General features: G+C 71.3%; 10 protein-coding genes and 1 tRNA gene. 8 read left to right on the top strand and 3 right to left on the bottom strand.

Translation table 11 applies throughout. The features are described 5' to 3' along the window. Positions 1–350: 350 nt before the first annotated feature. Positions 351–1,205, bottom strand: coding sequence for a Rieske (2Fe-2S) protein (locus tag RAN62_RS32465; protein ID WP_305788636.1), 855 nt, complete (start codon positions 1,203–1,205; stop codon positions 351–353). Between the two features lie 74 nt (positions 1,206–1,279). Here RAN62_RS32465 and RAN62_RS32460 point away from each other — a divergent pair, with 74 nt between their 5' ends. The 3 genes from RAN62_RS32460 (at position 1,280) to RAN62_RS32450 (ending at position 3,493) form a co-directional block, all read left to right on the top strand. Beyond that, complete coding sequence (locus tag RAN62_RS32460; protein WP_305788635.1) at positions 1,280–2,137, top strand: MEDS domain-containing protein; 858 nt, start codon at positions 1,280–1,282, stop codon at positions 2,135–2,137. Then, the gene (locus tag RAN62_RS32455) at positions 2,138–2,554 is read left to right on the top strand and encodes an ATP-binding protein (RefSeq protein WP_305788634.1); all 417 of its coding nucleotides are present in this window, start codon (positions 2,138–2,140) and stop codon (positions 2,552–2,554) included. A gap of 78 nt (positions 2,555–2,632) precedes the next feature. After that, positions 2,633–3,493 (top strand): hypothetical protein, encoded by an 861-nt coding sequence (locus RAN62_RS32450; RefSeq protein ID WP_305788633.1) that lies wholly within the window; start codon positions 2,633–2,635, stop codon positions 3,491–3,493. A 113-nt stretch (positions 3,494–3,606) separates the two neighbouring features. Here RAN62_RS32450 and RAN62_RS32445 read toward each other — a convergent pair whose 3' ends face one another. Further along, entirely contained in the window at positions 3,607–4,938 is a 1,332-nt protein-coding gene (locus RAN62_RS32445) for a cryptochrome/photolyase family protein (protein ID WP_305788632.1), read from the bottom strand. A gap of 1 nt (position 4,939) precedes the next feature. Continuing rightward, positions 4,940–5,848 (bottom strand): phytoene/squalene synthase family protein, encoded by a 909-nt coding sequence (locus tag RAN62_RS32440; protein WP_305788631.1) that lies wholly within the window; start codon positions 5,846–5,848, stop codon positions 4,940–4,942. Between the two features lie 76 nt (positions 5,849–5,924). On the opposite strand from RAN62_RS32440, the gene RAN62_RS32435 reads away from it, so the two are divergent. From RAN62_RS32435 to RAN62_RS32415, 5 genes are all read left to right on the top strand, one after another. Beyond that, entirely contained in the window at positions 5,925–7,118 is a 1,194-nt protein-coding gene (locus RAN62_RS32435) for a polyprenyl synthetase family protein (protein WP_305788630.1), read from the top strand. 87 nt (positions 7,119–7,205) lie between these two features. Continuing rightward, complete coding sequence (gene crtI / locus RAN62_RS32430; RefSeq protein ID WP_305788629.1) at positions 7,206–8,720, top strand: phytoene desaturase family protein; 1,515 nt, start codon at positions 7,206–7,208, stop codon at positions 8,718–8,720. A gap of 29 nt (positions 8,721–8,749) precedes the next feature. Continuing rightward, positions 8,750–9,322: an isopentenyl-diphosphate Delta-isomerase gene (idi, locus tag RAN62_RS32425; protein ID WP_305788628.1), complete on the top strand. Its 573-nt coding sequence runs from the start codon at positions 8,750–8,752 to the stop codon at positions 9,320–9,322. Next, positions 9,312–10,451, top strand: coding sequence for a MerR family transcriptional regulator (locus tag RAN62_RS32420; protein WP_305788627.1), 1,140 nt, complete (start codon positions 9,312–9,314; stop codon positions 10,449–10,451). Before idi ends, RAN62_RS32420 begins: the two co-directional genes overlap by 11 nt. Positions 10,452–10,934: 483 nt before the next feature. Further along, positions 10,935–11,007 (top strand) — tRNA-Glu (locus RAN62_RS32415). Positions 11,008–11,011: the final 4 nt, after the last annotated feature.

Below are 11,011 nucleotides of genomic sequence, written 5' to 3'. Positions count from 1 at the left end.
ATCAGGTGGAACGTTTCCGTCCCAGCCCCCCGGGGCACTCGCTCAACTTTACTCGGTCTTCCTGGCCCTGTCAACCGGTATCTCCCGGTTCGTGCCATTCGCACCAAGCGCACCCTTCGTCACGGGCTCGGGGCGCGCCGCGCAGGGCAGCATCGCTACGTTCCCGTAAGTCGAAGGATTTGGCAGGACGGCCGCGCTGCGTCCGTATCCCCGCCGGTGGCCTCAGGCCGTCCGCGTTGTCCGCGTCCGTTTCCCTGTCGGCTCGCAAAACATTACCCGGCTGTTTCCCGGGTGCCAAATCGGGGTGCCGTGTCCCGCAGCACATCGCTCACCACCAGCCAAAACACCCATCAGCGCGGCGACACGGCCACCTTGCCGGCCTCCACCCGGGTCCTCAGCAAGGGCTGGTCGCCCGCCGCGGGACCGTGCTTGACCGTCCCGTCGACGAGCCGGAACGTGCTGCCGTGCCACGGGCACACGACACAGGCGTCGGCTCCGGAGCCTTCGACCTTGCCGTCGCCGAGCGGTCCGCCCTGGTGTCCGCACTGCTCGACCATGGCGGTCACTTCTTCGCCCTGGCGGTAGAGAAGAACACGCACGCCCTCGACCTCGCGCACGACCGGCCGCCCCTCGGGCAGTGCGGCCACAGAGCCGAGCTCGGTCCAGCCGTCGGGCATGCTGACGAGTTCACCCGAGGCGACGTTCACACCCGCGCCCTGCTTGTACGACAGGTGACCACCGAGGTACGCGCCGGCACCCGCGACGGACAGGCCCGCGTACGCAAGGAAGCGGCCGAGCCCCCACCGCCCGGTCCAGCGCGCGGCGAGTGACCCGGCGTAGAGGCCGAGTGCCACCGTGTTGGCGGCAGCGTGCACGAGTCCGACCCGCCGCTGGTCCTTGGCGAGCGAGGCCCAGTCGACCAGGCCGGCGGCGATTGCCGGTCCGGTGCTGGCGACGCCGACGGCGATGAGCATGGTCGCGGCGCGGCGCTGACCGGGCAGGACGTCGAGCACCGCGGCGCTGGAGAAGGCGCCGACGGGCACCTGGACCAGCACGGGGTGCAGAGGGTGGCCGAGCCAGGTGCCGTGCAGGAGATCGCGCAGCCCTTGCGGCTTCGCGGCACTCTCCACGGCCCCCTGCAGGCGGTCACTGACGGAGTCGAGGGCGGAGGACTTCTCGAGCCGGGCAATCGTCTGGCGCACCATGGTGAGGGGGTACCCCGCTTGGAAGCGTCGAACCAGGGGTACTGACCCGTGCCTTGACCGACAGAGGGAGACAGATGGCCGCCACGACCTCGGTGGACCGGCTCGCACCGGGTGACCACGCGTGCCTGACCTTCTCCGACGGGGAGGAGCGGCTCGACATCCTGGCTGCGTTTGTCGCGGCCGGGCTGCGGCGCGGGGAGCGGGTGCTGTGTTTCACCGATGCGGTCGGCGTGGACGAGCTGCGCGCGGAGTTCGTACAGCGGGGGGTTGATGCCGGCGCCGAGCTCTCGATCGTGCCCAGCGATCGGTTGTGGGGCGGGGGCGGCGGGCCGGACGCGGCGACGATGGTCGAACTGCTGGCGGTTGAGCTGCGGCACGCGCTCGGGCAGGGTCATGCCGGCCTGCGCTTCACCGCCGACATGTGCTGGGCGGCGCGTCCGCAGGTCAATGCCGAGCAGCTGCTGGTCTTCGAGAACGAGGTCGGCCGGCTCTTCGAGGACGGCCTGGTCACGGCCGTCTGCGAGTACGACCGGGAAAGCTTCGACCCGGTGACGCTCGGCTACGCGGCCCGGGTGCACTCGCGCCGGGTGGCGGCGACGGTCTACCACGAGGACCCGGTCCTGCGGATCTGCCGTCAGCACGTTCCCCCGGGCGTACGGGTGGCGGGCGAGCTGGATTACACCCGCGCGCAGGCGTTGAGCGAAGCGCTCGCCGAGGCCGTACGCCTGGACATGGACGTGCACCTGAATCTCAGCAGCCTGGGGTTCATCGACGCCGGAGCGGCGGCGGTGATTCTGCGTACGGCGGCCGGCCTCCCCGCCCAGCGGAAGATGATCGTGATCTGCGGGCAGCACGTCGAGCGCACGCTGACCGTGGCCGGCGCCGCCGATGTGCCGGCCCTGAAGATGCTGGTACGCCAGGGTGAGCGCTGAGTGACCGGCTCCGCGCCGGGCCTTCCCCGGGCCGGCACGTGCCCGACGGCCTTCGAGCGGGCCTTCGACGACAGCGACCTCCACGGACTGCGCGCCGCCGTGGCGACCTATGTGACCGGAATCGCCGGTGCGGACGCCGCCGAGACGGTCGTGCTGATCGCCCACGAATTGTGCAGCAACGCCGTCCGGCACGGCGGCGGCTCGGGGCGCATCAGGCTCTGGGTTGCCGGGGACGGCGAGATCCACTGCGAGGTCACCGATCAGGGGCCGGGGCTGACGGACCCGGATGTCGGACACTCCCTGCCGCCCCCGTCGCTGCCCGGCGGCCGCGGTCTGTGGATCGCCCGGAACATGTCCGAGCTGCGCATCGTCACCGGCGCGACCGGGACGACGATCACGGCGGTGTTTTCCCGCTAGCGCCGACTTCTCATGCCGCCGCCCGCGTGACCGATTCTGAACCCCCGCGGAAGAGGAAACACCGAGGAGGGGGCGCTCATGAGGGGGCGATGGCGGGCCGGGCTGGTGTCCGCCATCCTCGTGGGCGCTTCCCTGGCGCTGCCCGTGGCATCGTCCGCGGGCAGCGCCGGTCTCACCGCCGCGCCGGCCGGCACCCGGGCCATGTGGCTGTGGGGTGACCAGCCGGCCGTCGAGGTCGTGGACTGGGCCGACCGGCAGTCGGTGTCGGAGATCTTCGTGCACGTCTCGCCCGCGGTGCTGACCAACGGTGACCTGGCCCGGCTGCAGGACATGAAGGAACGCGCGGACGCGGCGGGCGTCAAGCTGCGCGCCCTGGGCGGCGACCCCGCCTGGGTGACCGATCACGCCGCGGCGCTGGAGTGGCTGGACGCCGTGCTGACGACCGGCATCTTCACCGGGATCCACCTGGACGTCGAGCCCTATCTCACCCTCGGGTGGGCCGAGAACCTCGAAGGCACTGCGGCGTCCTACCTGGCGCTGCTGGACAAGGTGCGGGCCGGCACCACGCTGCCGATCGAGGCCGACGTGCCGTTCTGGTACGGCGAGCATCGGATCAAGGGGCGCAACTTCGCCGACGAGGTGCTCCGGCGGGTGAACGCCGTGACGGTCATGAGCTATCGCGACAGCGGCACCGGTCCGAATTCGATCGTTGCCGTCAGTCAGGACTGGCTGGCCCGGGGCCGCACGGTCGGCAAGCGGGTGCGGCTCGGCGCGGAGACGGACCGGCTGGCGGACTGCCCGCAGTGCACCTTTGCCGAGGAGGGCGCGACCCGCCTGCAGGAGGAGCTGGCCGAAGTGGACGCGGCGACGCGCCGGACGGCGGCCTTCGCGGGCATCGCCGTCCATCGTTACGGCAGCTGGCGGGCGCTGGCGGAATGATGTTTTCGCCCGCGGCGTCTTGGGCAGGATGTCGCGGGTCCTGCCGGCCATCAACGGACGAACGCAACAAGCCGGCAGGACCCGCTTCCCGCCCGGCGAACCGGGCGGAAATCTCATGGCCTCAACCAGACCGCTTCGTCGCGATGCGACTCCAGCGGCCCCGGGTAGTCCAGGCCTGACCGCACCGTATCCGGCAGGCGCCAGGGTTGGTGCACGGCCTTGCCCGGAATCGACCTCAACTCCGGTACGTACTGACGAACGTACTCGCCGTCGGGGTCGAAACGCTCGGCCTGACGGATCGGATTGAACCGCCGGTAGGGCTTGGTGTCGTTGCCCGTGCCCGCGACCCACTGCCAGTTGCCCGAATTGTTGGCGACATCACCGTCGTTGAGCCATCGGAAGAACCACTTCACGCCGTCGCGCCAGTCGAGGCCGAGATGCTTGGTGAGGAAGCTCGCCGTGATGAGCCGCGCCCGGTTGTGCATCCAGCCCTCGGCCAGCATCTGCCGCATCCCGGCGTCCACCACCGGCACCCCGGTGAGGCCGTCCTTCCAGTGCTGCAGGGCATCCTCGTCGCCGCGCCAGCTGGTGTCCCCGGCCGCCCGGATGGGCTGCGTCGAGATCTTCGGGAACACGTTCGTCACCTGGTAGTAGAAGTCTCGCCAGCTCAGCTGGCGCACGAACGCCGCGGGTCCCTCGCCGTCCTGCGCCCGCGCCGCGTTCGCCACGGCCAGCGGAGAAAGACAACCGAAGCGGAGGTACGCACTCAGCCGCGAAGTGCCGTCGGCGGGCATGTCGTTGTGCAATTCGTCGTACGGCCCCAGGTGGCGCAGCCACGTGTCGAGCCGGCGCCGCCCTTCGGTCTCTCCGCCGTCGAGTGCCGCCGTCGACTCCCCGGACGGAATCGCCGGCATCCGCCCGGCCGTGATGCCCTCCGGCAGTGTGATCCGCTCGGGCGGGGCGACCTCGTCCCGCCACTTCGCCATCTCCCATGTTCGGTAGTAGGGCGAGAACACTTTGTAGGAGCTGCCACCGGCCGGACGTAGCTCGCCGGGGGCCACGACCGTGACGCTGGTGAAGAGCCGCAGCGAGATCCGGTGACGCTCGCACTCCTCCCGCAGCCGCTGCTCACGCCGTCGCGCATAGGTGCTGACGTCCTCGGCCACGGCGATGCCCTCGGCGGACACCTCGCGGGCGAGCTTGATCGTCTCGGCGACGGGGTCGCCCTGGCGCAGCACCAGGTCGCCGCCGAGGGCACGCAGGCTGGTGCGGAGGTCGGCCAGGCTCTGGTGGAGGAAGCGGTTGCGGTTGGGCGAGAGCTCGCCCAGCCGCGGATCGAGGACGAAGAGGGGCACGACCCGCTCGGCGTTGGCACAGGCCGCCGCCAGCGCGGGATTGTCGTGAACCCGCAGGTCACGTGTGAGCAGAACGACGGCCGTGCGCATGTCAGCAGCCTCGCACCAGGGCGGACACCGGCGTGCCGGGTTTGGTCAGCAAGGACCGGGCGGCGACCTTGGCCCGCCGTTGATTGGGCACGGTGGCCCGGCGGACGAACACGTCGTAGTCGGCTGCGACGACTTCGTCGAGGATCCCCGCGTACAGGTGGAAGGCCGTCCGCATGCAGGCCTGGGAGCTGGGCTGAAGCATGGGGATGCCGGGCGCGGCCCGGGCGTAGTGCTCGTCGGCCCGGGCGATCTCGGCCTTGACCAGCGCCTTGATCGCCGGGGTCGACCGGCCGGCGGCGCGCGCCTGCTCGAGGTCGGCGCGGGTCACGCCGAACTCGGCGAGGTGCGCCTCGGGCAGATAGACGCGGCCGCGGTCGAGGTCCTCGGCGACGTCGCGGATGAAATTGGTCAGCTGGAAGGCGAGGCCGAGCTGCCGGGCCGGCTCGCGCGCCGCCGCGGGGTCGCGGGACCCGAGGATCGGCAGCATCATCGTGCCGATCACGGCCGCCGACCCCTCCATGTAGTCGAGCAGGTCGTCATAGGTCGCGTAGGACGTCACGGTGAGGTCCATCGCCATGCTGCGCAGGAACGCGTCGAAATCGTCCACGCTCAGGTCGAAGACCGCGATCGTGTGCAGCACCGCGGGCAGCAGAGGGTCGTCGGACCGCTGCCCGCGCAGCCCCGCGACGAACTGGGCCGACCACGCGTTGAGCTGGGCCGCACGCTCGGTGGGAGGAAGATCACCCGCCCGGTCGACGATCTCGTCGGCGTATCTGGTGAAACCGTAGAGCGCGTGCACATGGCGTCTCTTCCATCGGGGTAAGAGACGTGTGGCCAGGTAATACGTGCGACCGTGACTGCGGTGCAGCAGTCGGCTGCGCTCATAGGCAGCGGCAAGGTCCGTCTCCACGCTGGCCCCCTCCAAGATCAGAAAAAGAATCGACGCACGAATCGACGCAACACGCAGCCTACGGTAATCTCGCGGCATGGCCAACGACATCCTCGAGGGACGCCCCCGATGCGACCTCCCTCACCCACCGACTCCCGCCGACGGGTTGGTGAGCGCGGTCGAGGGAACGCTGGCCGACTTCCTCACCAGCCAGATCGCGGCGCTCGACGCCATGGATCCCGAGCTGGGCAGCTTTGCCCGCACCACCCGTGACCTGGTTCTGGCCGGCGGCAAACGACTCAGGCCGGTCTTCGCCCACTGGGGCTGGCGCGGCGTCGTCGGCGACCGCGAGCCGATCGGCCCGGTCCTGCCCGCGCTGGCCGCTCTCGAGCTCATGCACACGTTCGCCCTCGTCCACGACGACGTGATGGACGACTCGGCCACCCGGCGCGGCCGTCCGACGGCGCACCGCCTCTTCGCCGAGCAGCACGACAGTGCCGGCCGCCTCGGCGACGCCGGCCGCTTCGGATCCACCTCGGCGATCCTGGTCGGTGACCTCTGTCTCGTCTGGGCCGATCAGCTCATCGCGCAGAGCGCCCTGACCACGACGACCTTGTTCGCGGTGCGGGCGCGCTACGACCACATGCGCGTCGAGACCGTGGCCGGCCAATATCTCGACGTGCTCGGCGAGGCGCAGCCCGACGAGTGGTCTCTCGACCGGGCCCTGCTCGTGGCCCGGCACAAGACAGCCGCCTACACGGTGCAGCGCCCGCTGCAGTTCGGGCTCGCGCTCGCCGGGCACACCCGGGCCGACGCCGCCGCGATCGACGACGCCTACAGCCGATACGGCCTGGCCGTCGGCGAGGCGTTCCAGCTCCGCGACGACCTGCTCGGCGTCTACGGAGACCCCGCCGTCACGGGCAAGCCCGCCGGCGACGACCTGCGCTCCGGCAAGCCCACCGCCCTGCTCATGCTGGCCCGCCAGCTCGCGACCCCCGCCCAGCGGGCCGAGCTGGCCTTCGACCCCGCCGGAGCCGTCAACCCCGCCGACGGCTCCGGCGGCCCCCGTCCGGCCGGGTTGTCCCGGTTACGCGAGCGTCAGCCCGACGACACGGCCGTCGCCCGGCAGGCCGACATCATCATCGAGACCGGCGCGGTGGCCCGGATCGAGGCGCTGATCGAGGCGCGCGTCGCGGAAGGCATCGCCGCCCTGGAGAAGGCACCGCTGCACGAGGACGCGCTCGTCGCCCTGACCCATCTCGCTGTCACCGCGACGCATCGACCGGCATGATGACTGAGCACCCCCTTCCCACTTGCTTCTCCCCTGCCGGCGCGTCCCCCGCACCGGCGTTGCGACAACTTCTTTGGAGCTGGTGACGTGCGGAAAGTGACGGGACCGACCGATCACGTGGTGGTGGTCGGCGCCGGGCTGGGCGGGCTCGCCTGTGCCCTGCATCTGGCAGCGGCCGGGCGGCAGGTGACCGTCGTCGAGCGCGAGGCCGTCCCGGGTGGCCGGGCGGGCCGGCTCACGGTCGGCGGCTACGAGTTCGACACCGGCCCGACCGTGCTGACCATGCCGGAGCTGATCGAGGAGCCCCTGGCCGCGGTCGGCGAGCGGCTCGCCGACTGGGTCGAGCTGAGCCCGGTCGACCCGGCCTACCGGGCCTACTACCCGGACGGCTCGACGCTCGACGTGCTCACCGACACGGTGCGCATGGCCGCCGAGATCTCCCGCGTGTGCGGCCCCCGGGAGGCCGACGGCTATCTGCGCTTCGTCGACTTCGCGCGGCAGCTGTGGCAGCTCGAGCGCGAGGACTTCATCGGCCGCAACCTCGACACCCCGATCGACCTCCTCAACCTCAAGCTGGTGAAACTGCTGAGCCTCGGCGGCTTCCGCCGGCTCCAGCCGAAGATCGACCAGTACTTCAAGGATCCGCGTACGCGCCGGATCTTCTCCTTCCAGGCGATGTACGCGGGTCTGGCGCCGCACGACGCGCTCGCGATCTACGCCGTGATCGCCTATCTCGACTCGGTGGCGGGCGTCTACTTCCCCAAGGGCGGCATGCACGCCGTGCCCCGGGGGCTGGCCGGCGCGGCGGAGAAGCACGGCGTGCAGTTCCGCTACGGGACGACCGTCACAGGGATCGAGACCTCGGCCGGGCGGGCCACTGCGGTGCTCACGGACACCGGCGAGCGCATCGCGGCGGATGTCGTGGTGCTCAACCCGGATCTGCCCGTCGCCTACCGCGACCTGCTGCCCGGCACCAAGCGCGAGCGCAAGCTGACGTACTCGCCGTCGTGTGTCGTGCTCCACATCGGATCCGACCGGACCTACTCGAAGATCGCCCACCACAACATCCACTTCGGTAAGGCCTGGAAGGGCACCTTCGACGAGGTCATCCGGCAGGGCAAGCTCATGAGCGACCCGTCCCTGCTGGTCACCAACCCGACCTTCTCGGATCCCGGCCTGGCCCCGGCGGGCCGGCAGACCTATTACGTGCTCGCGCCCACCCCCAACCTCGACATCGCACCGCTCGACTGGCGCGGCGGGCTCGCCCGGCGCTACGCGGACGAGCTGGTTCGCACTCTGGAGGAGCGCGGCTACGTCGGCTTCTCCGACGGGATCGAGGTCGAACGGATCATCACCCCGGCCGACTGGGCCGATCAGGGCATGGCCGCGGGCACCCCGTTCGCGGCAGCGCACACCTTCGCCCAGACGGGACCGTTCCGCCCGAGTAACCTGCACCCCGGCCTCGGCAACGTCGTTTTCACCGGGTCGGGCACACAGCCGGGCGTGGGCGTACCGATGGTGCTGATCTCCGGAAAGCTGGCAGCGAGCCGCGTGACCGGCTCCTCTGCGGAGCCCGACGGTCTGGTGGGGAGGGTGGCGTGACAACGAGCCGTGCCGAGGGAGAGAAACCCGTGACGACGCGGGAGGGAGACTTCGTCGAGCTCGTCGACCCGGACGGCCTCGCCGTCGGGCAGACGACCGTCGGCGCGGCCCATGTTGCTCCGGGTCTGCTGCACCGGGCCTTCTCCGTGTTCCTCCGCGATCCGGACGGACGGGTGCTGCTCCAGCAGCGCGCCGCGGTGAAGACCCGGTTCCCGTTGCGCTGGGCGAACACGTGCTGCGGTCATCCCGCGCCGGGCGAGTCCCCCTCCGTGGCCGCCGTGCGCCGGCTCGCCGAGGAGGTCGGCATCTCGGACGTGACCCTGACCGAGGTCGGCGTCTATTCGTACTACGCGGAGGACCCGCAGACGGGCCGCGTCGAGTACGAGTACGACCACGTGCTGCTCGGCGACGTGCCCGCGGGCCTGGCGCCCGTGCCCGATCCCGACGAGGTGGCGGACCTGCGCTGGGTGGACCTGGACGACCTGGTCCCGCAGATCACCCGGGAGCCGCGGGCCTACGCGCCGTGGCTGCGTGGAGTGGCGGACAGCCTCCAGCGTCATCTCGACCCCGACGACACGGCGGAGCGGTCCGGTGGGCGATGACGCCCTGACAGCGGGGGCGGTGGCGCGCAGGCTGGGCGTCGCCGTCACCACGCTGCGGACATGGCACCAGCGGTACGGGCTGGGGCCGAGCCATCACGTGCCCGGACAACATCGGCGCTACACCCGCGACGATGTCGACCGGCTGGAAGTGATGCGCCGGCTCACGGCCCAGGGCGTCGCGCCCGCCGAGGCGGCGGCGTGGGCGAAGCGTGCTCCGATGCCGGGCTCGCTGTCGGACGCCGGGGGCGCGGATCCGCCGGCCGCGCCGACGATGGACGTCACCTGGCACGCCACGCCCGACGAGCTCCGGCCGGAGACCACCTCGCCGTCCCTGCAGCATGCCATCGACACGTCCTGGCTCGACATCGCCGACCTCGCGACGCTCACCGGCCGTGACGGCGGCGGGCACACGATCCGCACCGGGCGCGCCGGGGCCACCGCACGCGGCGTAGCGAGAGCTGCCATGCGGCTGGACGCCGCCGCCCTGCGCACGACCCTCGAGATGACCGTGGCGGAGCGCGGCGTCGTGGCCGCCTGGAACGACGTGATCATGCCGGTCCTGATCGGCGTGGGCGAGCGCTACGAGGCGACGTTGCGCTACATCGAGGTCGAGCACTTGATCTCGCGTACGGTCACCGAGGTCTTCAGCAGGGTCGCCCGGCCCTCGGGCAACGAGGTGGTCCGGGTGCTCCTCGCCGCGGCCGACGAGGACCAGCACACGCTGCCCCTCGAGGCGCTCGCGGCGGGACTGGCCGAGCGGGGCGTGCCCAGCCGGCTGCTGGGCGGTCGCGTGCCGCCCCAGGCGCTGGTCGACGCGGTCAACCGCACGGGGCCGGACATCGTGGTGCTGTGGAGCCAGCTGTCCTCGACCGGAGACCCGCAGCAGTGGCACCGGTTGCTGTCGGCCGCGCACAGCCCGCGGATGTGCGTCGCGGCAGGTCCGGGATGGCCGGCGGAGGGGCTGCCCGACGGGATCATACGGCCGGAAAGCCTGCTGGAGGCGGTGCGGGTGATCGCTGTCGCCGTGGTCGGCGAGTCCGGCGATGATCGTTCCGGGGCTGAGGTCGCATCGACGCGGGTGATCAGTACCCAGGCCGGGATTCAGCAAACGCGGGAGGCGGGGAGATGAGGCACCTTCTCGTGCCCTCCTCGTCTTGGGCCGCGATGTCGTCGTGCCGGGTGCTCGGGTGGGGCTCGGGCGGCGATCGCTTCGGTCCGCGCGTGTGGGGCTGAGGTCGGGCGGCGGTCTCGTCGGCCCGCGAGTGAGCGCTCCAGGGGCTCCAGGCCGTGGGCTCGGGGCGATGTGAGGTCAGGACCGCGCGGCGATCTCGTCAGCCTGCGGGCGTGAGGGCTGGGTCGGGCGGCGATGTGCGGGGCGGTGGACGCTGCGGGCGGACGGGCCGGCGGGCGCCGCGGTGGAGTGGCGCTCGGCACACCTCTTGGTCGCGGGGCGGGGAGGGCGCTTGTTTGCGCTGGTCAGCGGGCCGTCGCCGGGAGGGGGACACCGATTTGGCTGGGGGTCCCGGCATCACGTATGCTTTCCAAGCCTCAAGCGGGGCCGCCGGTTGGGGCCACACCGCACGAATTGCCGATGTGCAATGATTGCGGAGTTGCCCTCATCGTCTAGTGGCCTAGGACGCCGCCCTTTCAAGGCGGTAGCACGGGTTCGAATCCCGTTGGGGGTACGGA

This window comes from Symbioplanes lichenis, from assembly GCF_030709675.1.
GTDB classification, from domain to species: domain Bacteria; phylum Actinomycetota; class Actinomycetes; order Mycobacteriales; family Micromonosporaceae; genus Actinoplanes; species Actinoplanes lichenis.
Note: the sequence above shows the minus strand (reverse complement) of the source record. Positions and strands in the feature narration are given on the sequence as shown.

What these genes read in the sequence shown, in the direction of transcription:
- RAN62_RS32465 (WP_305788636.1), bottom strand. Translation starts at nt 1,205, where the DNA reads ATGGTGCGCCAGACGATTGCCCGGCTCGAGAAGTCCTCCGCCCTCGAC.
- RAN62_RS32460 (WP_305788635.1), top strand. Translation starts at nt 1,280, where the DNA reads ATGGCCGCCACGACCTCGGTGGACCGGCTCGCACCGGGTGACCACGCG.
- RAN62_RS32450 (WP_305788633.1), top strand. Translation starts at nt 2,633, where the DNA reads ATGAGGGGGCGATGGCGGGCCGGGCTGGTGTCCGCCATCCTCGTGGGC.
- RAN62_RS32445 (WP_305788632.1), bottom strand. Translation starts at nt 4,938, where the DNA reads ATGCGCACGGCCGTCGTTCTGCTCACACGTGACCTGCGGGTTCACGAC.
- RAN62_RS32435 (WP_305788630.1), top strand. Translation starts at nt 5,925, where the DNA reads ATGGCCAACGACATCCTCGAGGGACGCCCCCGATGCGACCTCCCTCAC.